Here is a 17,211-nt window from a genome sequence, read left to right on the forward strand (position 1 = left end):
CGCGCGCCTTCGCGGGACCATCGGTGCCACGCAACCCGTGGAGAAAAAACCGATGTCATCCGAACTCAACCAGATCGCCAGTTGGTCGCTGCGCTGGCGCATCTTTCTGTCAGGCGTGCTGTGCCTGGTCGCCGCCATCGCCGCGGCGAAGCCCTTCGACGCGAACGTCGACCTGCAGACCGAGCAGCGCTACCAACTCGCCCTCGAAGCGCAGGCCGCACGCGACTACCGCACGATGCTCGAGCAACTGCGCCAGGCCGCCACCGAAGGCCATCCCGAGGCGCAGGAGATGCTCGGCATGGTGCTGCTCACGGGGCCCACGCTGTACGGATCGGCCGTGAAGGCCGACCGCTGCGAGGCGCGCACGTGGATGCTGCGCGCCGCCGGGCAGGGCAGCGAAACGGCCAGGGTGCAGCTGGCGTTTCTCAACAGGCTGCGCAGCGCGCCGTCCGGAAAGATCGCCTGCGGTTGATGGCGGGCGCGGTGCGGCCATACTCGGCGCTCCTTCACGAGCGCGCCGTTGCATGCCCACTCCTTCTTCTGCGAACCGATGCAAGCGCACCGTGTCCTGGCTCCTGTTCGCGTTCGTGCTGGCGCTCGCGCTCGCCGGGTGCACGGCAACGGGAAACAAGCCCGACGCGACCGTCACCCGGACCGCCGACGGCTACGAGGTCACGCTCTACGCCACCCGGGGCCTGATGGTGCATGACCCTGTGTCGCTGATCTTTCACCGCAGCTACGAACTCGAATCCCGCATCCGGGTGCCGTCGATCGAAGGGCGAGTCGACGCAGCCGACGCCTCGGTGTACGAGGTGAGCGAATTCGACAAGGCGGCCGAGAAGAAAGCGCCTTCCACGCACCCTGTCGACCTTCGGCTGCGGGAGCACTACGAGAAGGAGCGCAGGCCGCGCCTCACGGGCGCGCTCGTTTTCTCGGGCAAGACGCTGACGGTCGACGTGCAGGCGGTGGGGCAGGGCAGTTCGTCCCCGTACCCGTTCAACGGCACCTACCGCCTGAAGACACGAAAGTAGCGGCGATTGCCGGCTGCGTCTCAGGTCGCCCAGATGCGCGGCGTGGCCGCCGGCAGTTGCCACAGCTCGCTGCGCCACGCCTGCCAGACCTGCCGCAGCAGTTGCATCGCGGGCTCGACCACCGGCGCGAGCACGCGCAGCACCACCACTTCCGCATGCGGGCTGGTCGCGCCCGCGCTCTCGCGCAGTTCGTGCACGTCGAGCAGCCCGCGCGCCTGCGCCAGCAGGGCTTCGCGCCGTGCCTTGGCCATCGGCGAGCCGGCCACGACGAACAGCGAAGCGAGGCAGCGGTGGCCGCCCAGCCCCAGCGGGCTTTGCAGCAGGCGGTGGTCGCTGGCGTCGATGCGCCCGCGCTCCAGCCACACGCCGGGCGCCTCGATGTGCTGCAGGTAGGTGCCGCGTTCGAAGGGCTGGTGGGCGTTGGGCAGACCGAGCGCGCACACGTCCCAGCCGATCATCTCGGCGCCCGGTGCGACCTCGAGCGTGAGCCGGTTCTCGGCCTGGCAGCCGCTGTAGCAGATGGCCTCGAGCGGCAGCCATTCGAGCCGCGCGCCCGGTGCGAGGCGGATGCGCGTGCGTTGCAGCGCGGTCTCGCCTTCGGAGCGGTAGAAGCGCGAGGCGCCGGGCGTGGTGATCAGGCCGTGGCTGCCGTCGGCGGCTTCGATGTCGATGTCGAGCGTGTCGCCGCCCACGAGGCCGCCGGGCGGATGCACCAGCACGTTGTGGCACACCGCATCGCCCTCGGGGTAGAGGCTCTGCAGGATGCGCAGCGGGCCGTCGTGGCGGAAACGGGCGACGCTGCGGTCGGCTTCTTTTTGGTAGGCGAGGTGGAGACGGGCGTGCCAGGGCATGCGGGGAGTCTAGGTCTTCCAGGCGCCGTCATGCGCGGCGGCGGCTTCGTCGATCAATGCCGGCCCGATGCATTCGATGGCATGCGGCGACGCGCGGAACACGTCGCGGCACGACAGCTCCGCATCGCGCTGGTCCTGCCGCTCGCCACGGAACACACGCAGCCGCTGCGCGTCGATGCCGAACACCACGCGGCCGATGTTCGACCAGAAGATCGCACCCGCGCACATCACGCAGGGTTCGCCCGAGGCATAGAGCGTGGCGCCCGCCAGTTCTTCGCGCGTGAGGCCGCGACCGGCCAGCGCGCGCAGCGCGTTCACCTCGGCGTGCGCGGTGCAGTCGCCGGTTTCGGCGTTGCTGTTCGCAGCCTCGGCCAGCACTTCGCCGGCGGCCGAAACGATGACCGAGCCGAAGGGCCGGTTGCCGCGCCGGCGCGCGGCGTGCGACCACACGATGGCCTTGCGCAGGTAGCGGCCGTCGCGCTCGTCGAGCGTGGTTTCTTCGGGGAGGGAAGGAGTGGGGTTTTCAGGAGGGGTCATGCCTTGGGTGCGGGAAGAAGGCGCTCGCTGCGCGCAGGCAGCATCGCGCCGTTGAAGAGGGCATCGGCCGAGGGCCGCGTCTTCAGGCCGAAGGTGTCGGCCACCTCGTCGACCTGCTGTTCGAGCGTGAGCTTGCGGATGTCGCCCAGCCCGTGGCCGCGCGTGTCCGCCGCGCCCACGTACTGCGCCGTGAGGCCCCAGCGTTCGAGTTCGACCTTCTCGTCCAGGATCGGTTCGCGCTGGCGCATGGCCGCGATGCTGGGCACCGGGTTGGCAAAGGTCTCGACGATGGCGCGGTTGGTGGCGCGCAAGAAAGCCGCCACCACCTTCGGGTTCTGCGCGATGAGGTTGCTGCTCGCCAGGATCGCGTTGCCGTACAGGTTGACGCCCGCGTCCGAATACTTGAGCACCGAGAGTTCCTCGGCCTTCATGCGCGCGAAGAGCGAGACGGCCGAGTCGTGGAAGTAGGTGGCGGCATCGACGTCGCCGCGCACCATCACGTTGTCGCGCGCGCTGAAGTCGGTGGTCTGCCACTGGAAGGCGTCGCCGCGCATGCCCTGTTTGCGCGCCACCATCGGCCAGGCGCGGCGCGTGGACTCGACGGCTGCGGCTGCCACCTTCTTGCCCGTGAGGCTCTTGAAGTCGCCGGTCACGCCGCGGTCCTTGCGCCCGATGATCACGAACGGTGCACGGTTGTAGTACTGGTACACGGCCTGCACCACCGGCGTGCCCGGGTTCTGTGCATTGAACTCGACCAGCGAGCTGATGTCGCCCAGGCCCAGTTGGTAGACGCCGCTCGCGATGCGGGTGATCGATGCGACCGAGCCGGCGCCGGTGTCGATCGTCACGTCCAGCCCCTCGTCGCGGTAGTAGCCCCTGGCCTGCGCCAGGAAGAAGGGCGCGGTCTGGCCGTTGATGCGGAAGTCGAGCGTGAACTTGAGCGGTGTGAGCTTGCCGCCCTGCGCGAACACGGCAGGGGCGGCGAGGGTGGCGGCAGCGGCGGCAAGAAAGGATCGGCGTTGCATGGTGGGGCCTCGGAGTCGGTGGTCTTGACGGATGCCTCCCACCGCGGGCGGGAGGCGCCTCAAGAGCAATTTCCGGGCGGGCGCACGGGGTTGGTGCGTGCGCTGCTGAACGCTTCTACTCTTGCTCGCTGTCTTGCATGAGGCATGCCAGGGTGCGGCGCTCGGGCATGGCGGCGCGGGGCTTGGAGGCGCGACAAGGGCGCGCCACAATCCGGGCGCGCTAATTGCAAGTCGATCGGCGCAGAGTAGAAGCGTTCAGCCTCGCGCATGCCGTTCATCAGGCATGCCGACGAAGCAGGAAATTGCTCTTTCACGTTCGTCCCCCCACGCAACAACGAAGGAGTTCGCCCATGCTCGTCACCCGACAACCCGTCTTCCGCAAGTTCTGGCATGCCGTCATGCCGCTCACCGAACTGGCCCACGGCCCCAAGCCTTTCCGGCTGCTGGGCGAAGACATCGTTCTGTTTCTCGACGCCGACGGCCAGCCGGCTGCCCTGCGCGACCGCTGCTGCCACCGCACCGCGAAGCTTTCGAAGGGCTGGTGCGTGGACGGCGAAGGCAAGGCCTGCGGGCAGGGCGCGATCCAGTGCGGCTACCACGGCTGGACCTACGACCGCAGCGGCCAGGTGGTGCGCATTCCGCAGTACGAGCCCGACCGCAAGATCTCGCCCGAGTACAGGACCACGGCCTACCCCTGCACCGCGCGCTACGGCTACGCCTGGGTGGCGCTGGAGGAGCCCATTGCCGACATTCCGGCCATTCCCGAGTTCGACGACCCGGGCTACCGCACCATCTTCCAGTTCTACGAGGAGTGGCAGACCAGCCCGATGCGCGCGCTCGAAAACTCGTTCGACAACTCGCACTTCAGCTTCGTGCACCGCGCCACCTTCGGCGTGGCCGCGAGCCCGAAGCCGAGCAAGTACGAGCTGGTGGAAAACGAGTCGGGCTTCCATGCCGAGACGGTGATCGAAGCGACCAACCCGGTGAAGTTCCACGCGATCAGCGGCGTGACCGACGCGATCACCACGCGCCACATGCGCAACGCCTACTTCCTGCCGTTCGCGCGCCGCCTCGACATCGAGTACCCGAGCGGCATCCGCCACATCATCATCAACTGCTTCACGCCCATCGACGACGGGCGCATGCAGCTGTGCCAGTGGCTGTTCCGCAACGACACCGAGGCCGACTGCGCGGCGCAGATGCTGATCGACTTCGACGAGGAGATCACGCGCGAGGACAAGGACATCCTCGAATCGACCGACCCCGACGCGCTGGTCGACACGCGGCGGCGCGGCGTGGAGTACTCGATGGAGTCCGATCGGCCGGGCATGCTGATCCGCAAGCACCTGATGCAGCTGCTGGCCAGGCACGGCGAGGCGGAGGTGCACCGGGGCATGACGATCCCGATCGCGAAGGCCGCCTGAACGGGCTACCGCTGCGGGCCCGCATGCGCGTGGCCGCAGCGGTCGGGGGTTCACACCTTCTCAGGCCTTCACGAAGGCGCCGTGCAACCCCAGCGGCAGCGCGTACGGCAGCGTCGCCTGCGCCACCGGCCCGGCGGCCAGGTGGTCGGCGGCGAAGCACGACAGCACCGTGCGCTGCCGGCCGAAGTCCAGCGCGGTGCCCAGCACCCAGCCGGGCTTGCCGCCATCGGGCACGAAGACGTGCTCTTCCACGATGGCCTGCGCGCCGTAGCTGAAGCGCTGGCTGCGTCCGCTCTCGATGTCGGTGCGCGCGACGGCGCCGAAGCCCGGCACGTCGGCGCGCGTCTGCGTGGCGTGCACCACCTGGCGGTGGCGCAGGCCGACACGGCGCGGGTCGATGCGCGGGAACTCGGCCTCCAGCGGCAGTTCCCGCTGCGTGGCCTTGCCCGTTCCCAGGTCGAGCGTGGCGACGGTCAGGCGCGGTTCGTTGCGGCGCACGCGGCGCGCGCGCATCACCTCGCGGTTGCTGGTGAACACCGACTCGGCGTTCTGCGTGCGCACGTAGTCGATGTGGATGCGTGCACCGCGCGGCGTGTCTTCTTCCCACGCATTGCCGACGTGGAACAGGAAGCCGGCCGGCAGCTCGAACAGCTGGCGCTTGTCCCAGTCCTGCTTGTCGACCACCAGCGCGCGCATGCCGAGCTCGGGCCGCCAGACGTGGGCGTCGAGAAAGCTCGCGCCGGCCTCCTTGCGCTTGCTGTCGTACACCAGCGGCGGCATGAGGAACACGAGGTGCCGCGCGGTCACGGCGAAGTCGTGGACCATGGGCAGCTCGGGCACCGGCACAACGGCCGCGCGGCGCAGCGCGCCGCCGGGCGCGATCTCGTACAGCGCCAGCAGGCTCTGGCCCGAGCTCACGCCGAAGTTCCACACCGTGCCGTCCGGGTCGACCTTGGGGTGGGCCGAGAAGGGCATGCCCGCGAGGTCGGCGCGCCAGGTCTTCACGCCCAGCGTGTCGAGCGTGCGCGCATCGATGCGCGTGGCCGAGCCGCCTTCCCACAGCGCCAGCACCTCGCCCTGCATCGGCAGCACGCTGGTGTTGGCGACGTTGATGGCGTCGGCCGAGGTGGGCGGCTCCACGCCCGGTGGCATGGTGCCGAAGGCTTCGGTGAGGTGGCGGCCGGCCTTCACCTCGGCCAGGCGCTTGGGCGTGGCGACGTAGCGGCCCTGGTGGCGCACGTCGGCGCCTTCGATCACGAAGCGATGCACCATGCCGTCGCCATCGAACCAGTGGTGATAGCGCTCGCCGCCCAGGTCGTGGCCGGCCGGGCCGATGCGAAACAGCGTGCCGGCGACGGCGTCGGGAAAGCGCCCGCGCACGATGGCGCGGGTCAGGGGCAGGTCGCCGGGGGGCGTGGCGAAGCCGATCTTCCAGGGCGCGTCGGCGGCGTCGAACTGGGCTTGCCAGTCGTCGGTGGTGCCGGCGGCACGCGCCAGCGGGGCGAGCAGGGGCAGGGCGCCGGCCGTGGCCAGCAGGCGCAGGAGTTCGCGTCGTTCCATGGCCGTGTCTCCTCAGCGCAGGTGGATGACGGCCTGCGCGTCGGCGTCGATGCGCAGCGCCGCGGCCTCGAAGTCGGGCGCGCCGCGGTTGCCCTTGGCGTCGTTCGAGAAGCCGTAGCGTTCGATCGGCATGCCCACCAGGTTGGTGTCGAGCTTGCCGTTGCCGTTCTCGTCGGCGAACACGCGCAGCGCGTAGCGGCCCGGCGCCAGGTCGGTGAAGACGAAGCGGGCCTTGCCTTCGCGCAGGGGTGCGGTCTGCGAGGCGAGGGCCTTGCTCTCGGCGTAGCTGGCGGCGTCGTTGTACAGCGCGACGTAGAGCGTGGCGCCGGCGGCCGGGCCATCGGCGATGCGCAGGTTCAGGTCGGCGGCCAGGGCGCCGAGCGGGGCGAGCGCGGCAGCGGCGATCAGGCCGCGCGCGGCGGGGCGGGAGAGGAAGGCGGGAAGGTGCATGGCAGGCCTCGTGGTGGGTGGAGGGCCCGACGATCCCGCAGTCGCCGGGCGGTGCCCAGCGTCATGCGACGGAATGCATGAATGCGCGCGCGAAATGCACGCAGAAGGAGCGAACGCCGGAGGCCCGGCGCCGTGTCAGGCCTTGTCCTGCCCGTTCTTCGGGGCTTCTGCGGCTTCTTCGGTCGCGTGCCCCGTGCCCACATGGCCCGAGTCGGCAAACAGGCTCCAGGCCGCCATGAACAGCGCCGCGATCACCGGCCCGATCACGAAGCCGTTGATGCCGAAGATCGCCATGCCGCCGATGGTCGACATCAGCACGATGTAGTCGGGCATCTGCGTGTCCTTGCCCACCAGCACGGGGCGCAGGATGTTGTCGACCAGGCCGATCACGAACACGCCGATGAAGATCAGCACGCCGCCCTGCCAGAAGTGCCCGGTGGCCAGGTAGTAGATGGCCACGGGGCCCCAGATCAGCGCCGCGCCCACGGCCGGCAGCAGCGACAGGAAGGCCATCAGCACCGCCCACAGCAGCGCGCCCTGAACGCCCAGGAACCAGAAGGCCAGCCCGCCGATGGTGCCCTGCGCGATGGCCACGGCCACGTTGCCCTTCACGGTGGCGCGGATCACGGTGGTGAACTTGTTCAGCAGGTAGTGCGTGTGCGGCTTGGCCAGCGGCAGCGCGTCGCGCATGGTCTTCGAGAGCGACGTGCCGTCGCGCACCAGGAAGTACAGCAGGTACAGCATCACGAAGAAGCTCACCACGAAGTCGAAGGTGTTCTGCCCGATGGCCAGCGCCTGGCTGGCGATGAGCTGGCTGGCCTGGCCCGCGATGGCCGAGACGCGCGCCTGCCAGGCCGCCATGTCGCCCAGGTTGAAGCGCTCCACGATGTTCAGCAGCCACTGCGGCGTGGCGTTCAGGATCTGCTGGAAGTAGGCCGCGAAGTTGATCTGGCCCGAGCGGATGCTCTGCGTGATCAGCGCGATCTCCTGCACCAGCGACACGCCCACCATCGCCAGCGGCAGGATCACGATGAAGAGGCAGATCGCCAGCGTGGACATCGCGGCCACGTTGCGCCGGCCGGGCATCTTCTTGAGCAGCCACTTGAAGAGCGGCGTGAACAGGATCGCCAGCGCCACCCCCCAGAGCACCGCGCCGAAGAACGGCATCAGCACCCACAGAAAGGCGACGGTGACGGCGGCAAGCAGGGCGAGGAAGACGCCGCGCTGGAGTTGGGGAGAGTTCATAAGTGTCTCGGACTGTAGCCGAGCCGGAACCCGCCGCTGTGTCAGCCGGCGCGCCCTTGTGCGGCGCAACAGGGTTGCCAAGGAAAAACGCCGCAGGCGCAGGGCCGGCGGCGGGTGTCAGCTATGCAATCGATAGCTGATCGTGGCACAAATGCACAGCTTCAACGTCTGGCGGCGCGCGGCAGCGCCACCGGCGCCAGCGTTGCGCGCAGCCGGCTCGGCGCGTCGGGCTCGGCGGTGGCGTCGACCTCCAGCGCCCGTTCGACATTGCCGATGTGGTCGAGCATGAGCTGGCGCGCCTGCTCGATGTTGCCGGCCTCGAGCGCCGCGACGATGGCGCCGTGCTCCGCGCACGACTGCCCGGCTTCGTGCTTCGATTGGTAGAGCGTGGCCGCCAGCGTGGTGCGCGCCGTGAGGTCGCGCAGCACGTCGACCAGCAGCTGGTGGCCCATCTGCTCGGCCAGGCAGACATGGAAGTCGGCCAGCAGGAAGGCGCGCGTGGCGGCGTCGGCGCCTTCGATGGCGCGCTGCTCGTCGGCGATGTGGTCGCGCAGCTTGCGGATCACCTGGCCCAGCGGCCGGCCTTCGCTGGCGGCCAGGATGCCGGCCTCGACGATGCGGCGCGCCGAGAAGGCGTCGCGCGCTTCCTCGGCCGAGGGCTCCACCACGTACCAGCCGCGGCGCGACTGCACCTCGACGAAACCGCGCGCCTGCAGCTGCATCAGCGCCTCGCGCACCATCGTGCGGCTGACCGAGAAGTTCTCGGCCAGCGCCTGCTCGCCGAGCCGGTCGCCGGGCGCGAGCTTCTGCGCGAGGATGGCCTCGACGACGCGTTCGGCGATGGCGGTGGGGCTGACGTCGGCGGGCATTTTTTTCAGTGGGCGGTGGAAGCGGCGGTGCCGGTGTTTACCACGGGCGCCTCGGCCAGCGGCTCGTCGTCGGGCGAATAGGTGCCGTCGAGCACGGCATGGGCACGTTCGCGGTCGATGTCGCCTTCCCACGCGGCGATCGCCACGGTGGCCACGCAGTTGCCGATCAGGTTGCCCAGCGCGCGGGCGATGCCCATGAACCAGTCGACCGACAGCACCAGCACCAGGCCGATGGCGGGAATCGCCGGAATCGCATGCAGCGTGGCGGCCAGCACCACGATCGCCGAGCCCGGCACGCCGTGCGCGCCCTTGGAGGTGACCAGCGCGATCGCCAGGATGGTCAGCAGGTCGGCCATCGAGATCGGCGTGTTGGTGGCCTGCGCAATGAACACCGCCGCCAGCGTGATGTAGATCGAGAACGCGTCGAGGTTGAACGAGTAGCCCGTGGGAATCACCAGGCCCACCGTCGAATCGCGAATGCCCATGCGGCGCAGCTTGGCCATGATCTGTGGCAGCACGCTGTCCGACGAGGTGGTGGCGAACACGATGGCCAGCTCTTCGCGCAGGTAGCGCAGCAGCTTCCAGAGGCTGAAGCCCGACATGCGCATCACCAGCCCCAGCACCACGAACACGAAGACCAGCACCGCGCCGTAGAAGAGGGCGACCAGCATGCCCAGCTGCTTGAGCGAGCCGATGCCGTACTTGCCGACCGTGAAGGCAATGGCACCCAGCACGCCCAGCGGCGCCAGCTTGATGATGATCCCCATGATCTTGAACAGCACCAGCGAGAGCGCATCGACCACCGCCGCCACCGGCGCGCCGCGATCGCCCAGCAGCGACAGCGCGCAGCCGAACAGCACCGCGAACAGCAGCACCTGCAGCACGTCGCCCGTGGCGAAGGCGGCCACCACCGTGGTCGGAATGAGCTTCATCAGGAACTCGACCGTGCCGCCGCTGGTGAGCTTGTCGGCGTTGGAGGCATAGGCGCTCATGGCGCTGGCGTCCAGCGCCTTGGGGTCGACGTTCATGCCCACGCCCGGCTCGAACACGAAGGCCAGCACCAGGCCCATCGCCAGCGCGATGGTGGTCAGCACCTCGAAGTAGATCAGCGCCTTCACGCCGACCCGGCCCACGCGCTTGAGGTCGCCCGCGCCGGCGATGCCATGCACCACCACGCAGAACACCAGCACGGGAATGATCATCTTGATCAGCTTGATGAAGCCGTCACCGAGCGGCTTGAGCTTGGCGGCGAACTCGGGGGCAAAGAGGCCGACGAGCACGCCGATCACCAGTGCGATGACCACCTGTCCGAAGAGCGATTTGGCAAAGCGAGGCATGGAAATCTCCTGTCGTTGTCGTGTCGAGGTTTTGCATGCAAGGATCGCTTTTTCTTGCATACAAGAACTGTAGGCAAGAAGATTGCAGGGGGTTCAGAGGGTATTCCCGGGGCGTTCCGGCTGCCTGCGGGGGGCTCGGGCGTGAACCTTCCAGCTTTGAAGCGCCGTGCGCCATGTGCAAAGAACGAAGGCGCCATCGGCAAACTCCGGGGAGGCGCGGGCGATACGCTGTAGCCATGAACGCCATGCCGCAGCCCTTCTTTCTTCCTTCAGATTCAGTCGCACGCCTGCATGCCCTGATGGCCAATGGCCAGCGCAAGCTGCTGGGACTGGTCGGTGCGCCCGGCGCAGGCAAGTCCACGCTCGCGATGGCGTTGCGCCAGGCGGCTGGCGCCGGCTGCGCGCAGGTCGTGCCGATGGACGGCTTTCACCTCGCCAACGTCGAGTTGCAACGGCTCGGCCGTGCCGACCGAAAGGGCGCGCCCGATACCTTCGACAGCGCCGGCTACGTCGCCCTGCTGCAGCGGCTGCGCAATCAGCGCCCCGACGGTGACATCGTCTACGCCCCCGAGTTCCGCCGCGAGATCGAGGAGCCGATCGCCGGTGCCATTGCGGTGCTGCCCTCGACGCCCCTCGTCATCACCGAAGGCAACTACCTCCTGCACGACGTCGGCCCCTGGGCGGGTGTGGCGGCGATGCTCGACGAAGTCTGGTACGTGGACATCGACGACGCGGTGCGCGAGGAACGCCTGATCGCGCGCCATCGGCAGTTCGGCCGCAATGCCGAGGCCGCGCGCGACTGGGTGGCCAGCACCGATGCACCGAACGCGCGCCTGATCGCTGCAACGAAGGCTCGCGCTCACCACGTGTTCACGTGGCCTTGAGCCCCGCCGCCCTCAGCGAGGGTCCGCAAACGCCTTGCGAAACGCGGAAGGCGTCATTCCCTTCACCGCAAGGAAGCGGCGGTTGAAGTTGGCGACGTTGTTGAACCCGACGTCCTGGCAAATCGCGGCGATCGGATCGCGCGCATGCGCCAGCAGCTGGCATGCCCTGGACACGCGCAGCTGGATCAGGAAATCCGTGAACGTGTTGCCCGTGCGCCGATGAAAGAGACGCGAGAAGTGGCTCTTGCTCATGCCGAAGTGCCGAGCCACCCGGGGCATCGAGAGGTCTTCGGCATAGCGGTCGTTCATGAAGCCGATGATCGCGTCGATCTGCGCCATCGAGCTGGCGTCCTCCGCCGCATCGGTCCAGGGGTTGGAGAGCAGCCGGTAGTCCTTCCACTCGCCGAGCACGCAGAGGAACTCGAGGAAGACCGAGAACCTCGAGATGCCCTGGCTGGCACGGATGCGGCCGAAGTAGTCGCCCGCGAGCGCCGACATGTCGAAGAATTCGATGCCGCGCGCAGACCGGTCCAGAAGGGGCAGCACGTCCTTGAGTTCCGAGATCGATTCGGACGCCCGGTCCAGCGGCCCCCGGTCGAAGACGATGCAGTGATCGCGCAGTGCCACGCCGCCGGCGGGTGCGTTCGTCGAGATCCAGTTGTGAGGAAGCCTCGGGCCGGTGATCACGAGGTTGCCCGGCTCGAAGGTGCCGATGTAGTCCCCCACGAACATTTTTCCGCAGGTGGACACGACCAGGTGGATCTCGTAGTCGTCGTGGTAGTGCCACCGGATGAGCGGCGAGGGCGTGCCGTGGCTCACGCAGCGCACGAGCCTGTCGAGATCGGACGAGGGGCTGTAGCCGAGCTCTGCGTTGCGGCACAGCGGATCTTCCCTGGACGGGTGAGACTTCTCCATGCGCTTTCCGGTCGCCCGTTGCGTTGGCTGCAAAGCGCCGGCTACTTGTAGTAGCCGGCCTTCTTCATCTCTCGCTCGGCGATGCTCTGCGAGGTCTTCAGCGCCTGGTCGACCGTGACCTTGCCCGACAGCGCCGCGCTCATCTGCTGCCCCACGCCGGTGCCGATGGCCTGGAACTCGGGAATGGCCGCGTACTGTACGCCGACGTACGGCGACTTGGGCAGCGTGCTGTCGCTGAGGTTGGCGCTGTCGATGGCCTTCTTCTCGGCGGCGGCGAACCTGGCGACCTTCTGGAACTCGGGGTTCGCGTAGGTCGACTTGCGCGTGCCGGTGGGCACGGAGGCCCAGCCGTTCTCCTTGGCCACGAGGGTGACGTACTCCTTGGAGGTCGCCCACTTCACGAAGGTCTGTGCGGCGGCGCCCTTGGTCGAGCTGGCGGGAATGGCCAGGTTCCAGGTCCACAGCCAGTTGGAGCCCTTGGGCGTCACGGCGACGGGTGCTTGCGCGAAGGCCACCTTGTCGGCCACCTTCGACTGCTTCGGATCGCTGATGAACGAGGCCGCGATGGTCGCGTCGACCCACATGCCGCACTTGCCTTCGTTGAACAGCGCCAGGTTCTCGTTGAAGCTGTTGGCCGAAGCGCCCGGCGGGCCGTAGGCCTTCATGAGGTCGACGTAGAAGTTGATGGCGTCCTTCCAGGGCTTGGTGTCGATCTGCGGCCTCCACTGCATGTCGAACCACTGGCCGCCATGCGTGTTCACGAGGGTGGTGATCGGGCCCATGTTGTCGCCCCAGCCCGGCTTGCCACGCAGGCACATGCCGTACAGGCCGCCCTTGGGGTCATGGATCTTGCCGGCCAGCTCCTTCGCCTGCGCCCAGGTGGGCTGCTCGGGCATCTTGAAGCCGACCTTGTCGGCCAGGTCCTTGCGGTACATGAGCATCGAGCTCTCGCCGTAGAACGGCGCGGCGTACAGCTTGCCTTCGTGCGACAGGCCGGCGCGGATGGCCGGCAGCAGGTCGTCGGCGTCGTAGGCGGCATCGGTGGCGATGGGCTGCAGCCAGCCCTTCTTCGACCAGATCGGCGCTTCGTACAGGCCGATGGTCATCACGTCGAACTGGCCGCCCTTGGTGGCGATGTCGGTGGTTACGCGCTGGCGCAGCGTGCCTTCCTCGAGCGTGACCCACTTGAGCTTGATGTCGGGGTTGGCCTTTTCGAAGAAGGGCGTGAGCTTCTGCATCTCGATCATGTGGCCGTTGTTGACGGTCGCGATGACCAGTTCGGTGGCCGAGACGGAAAAAGCGAACGCCGAGCCGGCCAAGCCTGCAAGCAGTTTCGTATAGGTCATGAGGTGTCTCCCATCGGGTTGAAATCGGCGATTCCGATCTCCCCCAAGGATCGCGAGGATGGTCCGATTCCTGTAACGCGTCGACTTGTCCGAATTGATACTTCGGTGCTTTTTGGTCTAGCGATTTTCCCTAGCCGGCCGGGCGGGCCGATGAGGCCGGCGCACTGCGCAGACGCCGGTTCATGCCGCATGCCGTGCACATGGCCGGCAGCTACTCGACAAAAAGCAGCGCCGGGCACTCGAGCGACGCCCGCACGGCCTGCACGAATTCGGCCGCCAGCTGGCCGTCGACCACGCGGTGGTCGAAGGAGGACGACAGGTTCATCATGCGGCGCGCGACCACCGCGCCGCCCAGCATCACCGGGCGCTGCACGATGCGGTTGACGCCGACGATCGCCACCTCGGGCGCGTTGATGATCGGCGTGGAAGCAATGCCGCCCAGCGCGCCGAGGCTGGTGACGGTGAGGGTCGAGCCGCTCAGTTCGTCGCGCGTGGCCCGGCCCGCGCGCGCGGCGTCGGCCAGGCGGGCGATCTCGGTCGCGCTCGACCAGAGGTCGCGCGCCTCCGCGTGGCGCAGCACCGGCACCATGAGGCCGGCCGCCGTCTGGGTCGCGATGCCGACATGCACCGCGCCGTGGCGCGTGAGCACGCCCGCCTCATCGTCGAAGCGGGCGTTGATCTGCGGGAAGCGCGGCACCGCCAGCACCACCGCACGCACCAGCAGCGGCAGCAGCGTCAGGTGCGCCCGCTCGCCGCCCCAGCGTTCGTTGATGCGGGCGCGCAGCAGCTCCAGCTCGGTCACGTCGACCTCCTCGACGTAGGTGAAGTGCGGGATGCGGCGCATTGCGTCCTGCATGCGCTGCGCGATGCGGCGGCGCACGCCGGTCACGGGCACGGCCTCCTCGTCGTTGCGTTCGGCGTAGCGCGCGGCATCCGGCGCCGGCGGACCGGGCCGGCGCAGCAGCCAGGCGTCGAGGTCCTCGTGCAGGATGCGGCCGTCCGCGCTGCTGCCCGGCACCTGCCGCAGATCGATGCCGAGGACCGACGCCCGATGGCGCACCGCGGGCGCGGCGAGCGGCTTGCTGGCCGAGGGGCGTGCGCGTTCGTCTGGTGCCGGCACCGCTGCAGGCGCCGCCGCCGATACCGCCGACACGGCCGGCACCGGCTCCTGCGCCTCGCCGCCGCCCGCCACATCGATCCGGATCAGCTCCGCGCCCACCGCGATCTGCTGCCCCACCTCGCCGCCGAGCGCGACCACCCGGCCCGCGACCGGCGAGGGAATCTCGACGGTGGCCTTGTCGGTCATCACGTCGGCCAGCACCTGGTCTTCGGCCACCGTGTCGCCGGGCTGCACGCGCCACGCCACCAGCTCCACCTCGGCAATGCCTTCGCCCAGGTCCGGCACCTTGATCGTGAGCGTGCCCATTCAGTTCTCCATGGCGCGGCGCAAGGCCGCACCGACGCGTGCGGGGCCCGGGAAGTAGGCCCACTCCTGCGCATGCGGGTAGGGCGTGTCCCAGCCGGCCACGCGCCCGATCGGCGCTTCCAGGTGGTGGAAGCAATGCTCCTGCACCAGCGCCGTCAACTCGGCGCCGAAGCCGCTGGTGCGCGTGGCCTCGTGCACGATCACGCAGCGGCCGGTCTTCTTCACCGAGGCGACCAGCGTCTGCAGGTCCAGCGGCCACAGGCTGCGCAGGTCGATGATCTCGGCATCGATGCCGGTCTCGCGCGCGGCCGCTTCGCAGACGAAGACCATGGTGCCGTAGCTGATCACCGTCAGGTCGGCGCCGGGGCGGAACACCGTGGCCGACTCCAGCGGCACCGTGTAGTAGCCCTCGGGCACCTCGCCCAGCGGATGGGCCGACCAGGGCACCAGCGGCCGGTCGTGGTGGCCGTCGAAGGGGCCGTTGTACAGCCGCTTGGGCTCCAGGAAGATGACCGGGTCGTCGTTCTCGATCGAGGCGATCAAGAGGCCCTTGGCATCGCGCGGATTGGAGGGCATCACTGTGCGCAGCCCGCAGACGTGCGTGAACAGCGCCTCCGGGCTCTGGCTGTGCGTCTGGCCGCCGTAGATGCCGCCGCCGCAGGGCATGCGGATGGTGATCGGCGCGGTGAAATCGCCCGCCGAGCGGTAGCGCAGGCGCGCCGCCTCCGACACGATCTGGTCGTAGGCCGGATAGACGTAGTCGGCGAACTGCACCTCCACCACCGGGCGCAGGCCGTAGGCGCCCATGCCGATGGCCGAGCCGACGATGCCGCCCTCGTTGATCGGCGCATCGAACACGCGCGAGCGTCCGTACTTGGCCTGCAGGCCTTCGGTGCAACGGAACACGCCGCCGAAGTAGCCCACGTCCTGGCCGTAGACGATCACGTTGTCGTCGCGCTCGAGCATCACGTCCATGGCGGAGCGCAGGGCCTGGATCATCGTCATCGAGGCCATGGCCGTCACCCCTCGGACGCCAGCTGTTCGCGCTGGCGCTTCAGGTGCTCGGGCATGTCCTTGTAGACGTCCTCGAACAGGGCGGCGTCGCCCGCGACATGGCCGTCGGCCATGGAGCCGAAGCGCTCGGCCTCCTTCACCGCGGTGTTCACCTGCGCCTGCATGTCGGCCTGCATCTGCGCGTGCTCCTGCTGCGACCAGGCACCGATCGCCGTCAGGTGCTGCGCCAGGCGCGCGATCGGGTCGCCCAGCGGGAAATGCGCCCAGTCGTCGGCCGGGCGGTAGCGCGACGGGTCGTCCGAGGTCGAATGCGCACCGGCGCGGTAGGTGACCCACTCGATCAGCGTCGGCCCCAGGTTGCTGCGGGCGCGCTCGGCCGCCCAGCGCGAGGCCGCCAGCACCGCGAGGAAGTCGTTGCCGTCGACGCGCAGCGACGCGATGCCGCAGCCCACGCCGCGCGCCGCGAAGGTGGTGGCCTCGCCGCCGGCGATGGCCTGGAAGGTCGAGATCGCCCACTGGTTGTTGACCACGTTGAGGATCACCGGCGCGCGGTAGACATGCGCGAAGGTCAGCGCCGTGTGGAAGTCGGACTCGGCGGTGGCGCCGTCGCCGATCCAGCCCGAGGCGATGCGCGTGTCGCCCTTGATCGCCGAGGCCATGCCCCAGCCCACCGCCTGGATGAACTGCGTGGCCAGGTTGCCCGAGATCGAGAAGAAGCCGGCCCGCTTCATCGAATAGCACACCGGCAGCTGCCGCCCCTTGAGCGGGTCGCGCTCGTTGGACATCAGCTCGCAGGTCAGCTCCAGCAGCGTCACGTCGTCGCGCGCCAGCAGCAGGCCCTGCTGGCGGTAGGTGGGAAAGCACATGTCGCCCTGCTGCAGCACCAGCGCGTGGCCGGTGGCGATGGCCTCTTCGCCCAGGCACTGCATGTAGAAGGAGATCTTCTTCTGCCGCTGCGCGATCAGCATGCGGGCGTCGAAGGCGCGTGTCTTCATCATCGCGCGCAGGCCGCGGCGCAGCAGCTCGGGGTCGGCCGGCGGCGCCCACGGGCCGACGGCGCGGCCGTCGTCGTCGAGCACGCGCACCAGCGTGTAGGCCAGGTCGCTGGTGTCGGCCGGCGATGCGTCGACCGGGGGTTTTCGCACCTCGCCGGCGCGCGACAGGTGCAGGTAGGAGAAATCGGTCTCGTGCCCCGGCCGCCCGGTGGGCTCCGGTACATGCAGACGAAGAGATGTGCCTTGGCTCATCGCGTTGTCTCCGCGCTCGATGGCATCGCGCGCCACCACAGCCTAGCGAA

17 protein-coding genes are annotated in these 17,211 nt (G+C 68.9%); 4 read left to right on the forward strand and 13 right to left on the reverse strand.

Annotated features, from left to right (window positions below; genetic code table 11):
* Nucleotides 1–52: 52 nt before the first annotated feature.
* Nucleotides 53–472: a sel1 repeat family protein gene (locus ACAM42_RS09325; protein ID WP_369631818.1), complete on the forward strand. Its 420-nt coding sequence runs from the start codon at nt 53–55 to the stop codon at nt 470–472.
* Nucleotides 473–563: 91 nt separating this feature from the next.
* On the forward strand, nt 564–1,031 hold the full coding sequence (locus ACAM42_RS09330; RefSeq protein ID WP_369631819.1) for a hypothetical protein: 468 nt from the start codon (nt 564–566) through the stop codon (nt 1,029–1,031).
* A 20-nt stretch (nt 1,032–1,051) separates the two neighbouring features.
* Here the strand turns inward: ACAM42_RS09330 and ACAM42_RS09335 are convergent, their stop codons facing one another.
* Genes ACAM42_RS09335 through ACAM42_RS09345 form a run of 3 tightly spaced genes read right to left on the reverse strand, consistent with a single transcriptional unit; the run spans nt 1,052 to nt 3,444 of the window.
* Entirely contained in the window at nt 1,052–1,882 is an 831-nt protein-coding gene (locus ACAM42_RS09335; RefSeq protein WP_369631820.1) for an urease accessory protein UreD, read from the reverse strand.
* A gap of 9 nt (nt 1,883–1,891) precedes the next feature.
* Nucleotides 1,892–2,419, reverse strand: coding sequence for a nucleoside deaminase (locus ACAM42_RS09340; protein ID WP_095744142.1), 528 nt, complete (start codon nt 2,417–2,419; stop codon nt 1,892–1,894).
* On the reverse strand, nt 2,416–3,444 hold the full coding sequence (locus ACAM42_RS09345; RefSeq protein WP_369631821.1) for an ABC transporter substrate-binding protein: 1,029 nt from the start codon (nt 3,442–3,444) through the stop codon (nt 2,416–2,418). Before ACAM42_RS09345 ends, ACAM42_RS09340 begins: the two co-directional genes overlap by 4 nt.
* A gap of 350 nt (nt 3,445–3,794) precedes the next feature.
* Between ACAM42_RS09345 and ACAM42_RS09350 the strand changes: the two genes are divergently transcribed.
* Entirely contained in the window at nt 3,795–4,868 is a 1,074-nt protein-coding gene (locus ACAM42_RS09350) for a Rieske 2Fe-2S domain-containing protein (protein WP_369631822.1), read from the forward strand.
* Between the two features lie 60 nt (nt 4,869–4,928).
* Here the strand turns inward: ACAM42_RS09350 and ACAM42_RS09355 are convergent, their stop codons facing one another.
* From ACAM42_RS09355 to ACAM42_RS09375, 5 genes are all read right to left on the reverse strand, one after another.
* On the reverse strand, nt 4,929–6,428 hold the full coding sequence (locus ACAM42_RS09355) for a carotenoid oxygenase family protein (protein ID WP_369631823.1): 1,500 nt from the start codon (nt 6,426–6,428) through the stop codon (nt 4,929–4,931).
* A 12-nt stretch (nt 6,429–6,440) separates the two neighbouring features.
* Complete coding sequence (locus ACAM42_RS09360) at nt 6,441–6,878, reverse strand: DUF2141 domain-containing protein (RefSeq protein WP_159278020.1); 438 nt, start codon at nt 6,876–6,878, stop codon at nt 6,441–6,443.
* A 135-nt stretch (nt 6,879–7,013) separates the two neighbouring features.
* Nucleotides 7,014–8,123, reverse strand: coding sequence for an AI-2E family transporter (locus tag ACAM42_RS09365; RefSeq protein WP_307637257.1), 1,110 nt, complete (start codon nt 8,121–8,123; stop codon nt 7,014–7,016).
* A 161-nt stretch (nt 8,124–8,284) separates the two neighbouring features.
* Nucleotides 8,285–8,992 carry a GntR family transcriptional regulator gene (locus ACAM42_RS09370; RefSeq protein WP_062472095.1) on the reverse strand — a complete coding sequence of 236 codons (708 nt, stop codon included), beginning with the start codon at nt 8,990–8,992 and terminating at the stop codon, nt 8,285–8,287.
* 5 nt (nt 8,993–8,997) lie between these two features.
* Complete coding sequence (locus ACAM42_RS09375; RefSeq protein WP_062472092.1) at nt 8,998–10,329, reverse strand: C4-dicarboxylate transporter DctA; 1,332 nt, start codon at nt 10,327–10,329, stop codon at nt 8,998–9,000.
* Between the two features lie 236 nt (nt 10,330–10,565).
* Between ACAM42_RS09375 and ACAM42_RS09380 the strand changes: the two genes are divergently transcribed.
* A complete protein-coding gene (locus ACAM42_RS09380; RefSeq protein ID WP_369631824.1) occupies nt 10,566–11,213 on the forward strand; it encodes a nucleoside/nucleotide kinase family protein in 648 nt (215 codons plus the stop codon).
* Between the two features lie 12 nt (nt 11,214–11,225).
* Here ACAM42_RS09380 and ACAM42_RS09385 read toward each other — a convergent pair whose 3' ends face one another.
* The 5 genes from ACAM42_RS09385 to ACAM42_RS09405 form a co-directional block, all read right to left on the reverse strand.
* A complete protein-coding gene (locus ACAM42_RS09385; protein ID WP_070061640.1) occupies nt 11,226–12,128 on the reverse strand; it encodes an AraC family transcriptional regulator in 903 nt (300 codons plus the stop codon).
* Nucleotides 12,129–12,169: 41 nt separating this feature from the next.
* On the reverse strand, nt 12,170–13,474 hold the full coding sequence (locus ACAM42_RS09390) for a sugar ABC transporter substrate-binding protein (RefSeq protein ID WP_369631825.1): 1,305 nt from the start codon (nt 13,472–13,474) through the stop codon (nt 12,170–12,172).
* A 211-nt stretch (nt 13,475–13,685) separates the two neighbouring features.
* Complete coding sequence (locus tag ACAM42_RS09395; RefSeq protein WP_369631826.1) at nt 13,686–14,900, reverse strand: dihydrolipoamide acetyltransferase family protein; 1,215 nt, start codon at nt 14,898–14,900, stop codon at nt 13,686–13,688.
* On the reverse strand, nt 14,901–15,914 hold the full coding sequence (locus ACAM42_RS09400) for an alpha-ketoacid dehydrogenase subunit beta (RefSeq protein ID WP_062472230.1): 1,014 nt from the start codon (nt 15,912–15,914) through the stop codon (nt 14,901–14,903).
* A 5-nt stretch (nt 15,915–15,919) separates the two neighbouring features.
* On the reverse strand, nt 15,920–17,161 hold the full coding sequence (locus ACAM42_RS09405; RefSeq protein ID WP_369631827.1) for a 3-methyl-2-oxobutanoate dehydrogenase (2-methylpropanoyl-transferring) subunit alpha: 1,242 nt from the start codon (nt 17,159–17,161) through the stop codon (nt 15,920–15,922).
* Nucleotides 17,162–17,211: the final 50 nt, after the last annotated feature.

Source organism: Variovorax sp. V35 (assembly GCF_041154465.1).
Lineage (GTDB): Bacteria > Pseudomonadota > Gammaproteobacteria > Burkholderiales > Burkholderiaceae_C > Variovorax > Variovorax boronicumulans.

Bases quoted from the DNA above. Each gene is read 5' to 3' on its own strand.
- ACAM42_RS09325 (WP_369631818.1), top strand. From the start codon at position 53: ATGTCATCCGAACTCAACCAGATCGCCAGTTGGTCGCTGCGCTGGCGC.
- ACAM42_RS09335 (WP_369631820.1), bottom strand. From the start codon at position 1,882: ATGCCCTGGCACGCCCGTCTCCACCTCGCCTACCAAAAAGAAGCCGAC.
- ACAM42_RS09340 (WP_095744142.1), bottom strand. From the start codon at position 2,419: ATGACCCCTCCTGAAAACCCCACTCCTTCCCTCCCCGAAGAAACCACG.
- ACAM42_RS09345 (WP_369631821.1), bottom strand. From the start codon at position 3,444: ATGCAACGCCGATCCTTTCTTGCCGCCGCTGCCGCCACCCTCGCCGCC.
- ACAM42_RS09350 (WP_369631822.1), top strand. From the start codon at position 3,795: ATGCTCGTCACCCGACAACCCGTCTTCCGCAAGTTCTGGCATGCCGTC.
- ACAM42_RS09355 (WP_369631823.1), bottom strand. From the start codon at position 6,428: ATGGAACGACGCGAACTCCTGCGCCTGCTGGCCACGGCCGGCGCCCTG.
- ACAM42_RS09360 (WP_159278020.1), bottom strand. From the start codon at position 6,878: ATGCACCTTCCCGCCTTCCTCTCCCGCCCCGCCGCGCGCGGCCTGATC.
- ACAM42_RS09365 (WP_307637257.1), bottom strand. From the start codon at position 8,123: ATGAACTCTCCCCAACTCCAGCGCGGCGTCTTCCTCGCCCTGCTTGCC.
- ACAM42_RS09370 (WP_062472095.1), bottom strand. From the start codon at position 8,992: ATGCCCGCCGACGTCAGCCCCACCGCCATCGCCGAACGCGTCGTCGAG.
- ACAM42_RS09375 (WP_062472092.1), bottom strand. From the start codon at position 10,329: ATGCCTCGCTTTGCCAAATCGCTCTTCGGACAGGTGGTCATCGCACTG.
- ACAM42_RS09380 (WP_369631824.1), top strand. From the start codon at position 10,566: ATGAACGCCATGCCGCAGCCCTTCTTTCTTCCTTCAGATTCAGTCGCA.
- ACAM42_RS09385 (WP_070061640.1), bottom strand. From the start codon at position 12,128: ATGGAGAAGTCTCACCCGTCCAGGGAAGATCCGCTGTGCCGCAACGCA.
- ACAM42_RS09390 (WP_369631825.1), bottom strand. From the start codon at position 13,474: ATGACCTATACGAAACTGCTTGCAGGCTTGGCCGGCTCGGCGTTCGCT.
- ACAM42_RS09395 (WP_369631826.1), bottom strand. From the start codon at position 14,900: ATGGGCACGCTCACGATCAAGGTGCCGGACCTGGGCGAAGGCATTGCC.
- ACAM42_RS09400 (WP_062472230.1), bottom strand. From the start codon at position 15,914: ATGGCCTCGATGACGATGATCCAGGCCCTGCGCTCCGCCATGGACGTG.
- ACAM42_RS09405 (WP_369631827.1), bottom strand. From the start codon at position 17,161: ATGAGCCAAGGCACATCTCTTCGTCTGCATGTACCGGAGCCCACCGGG.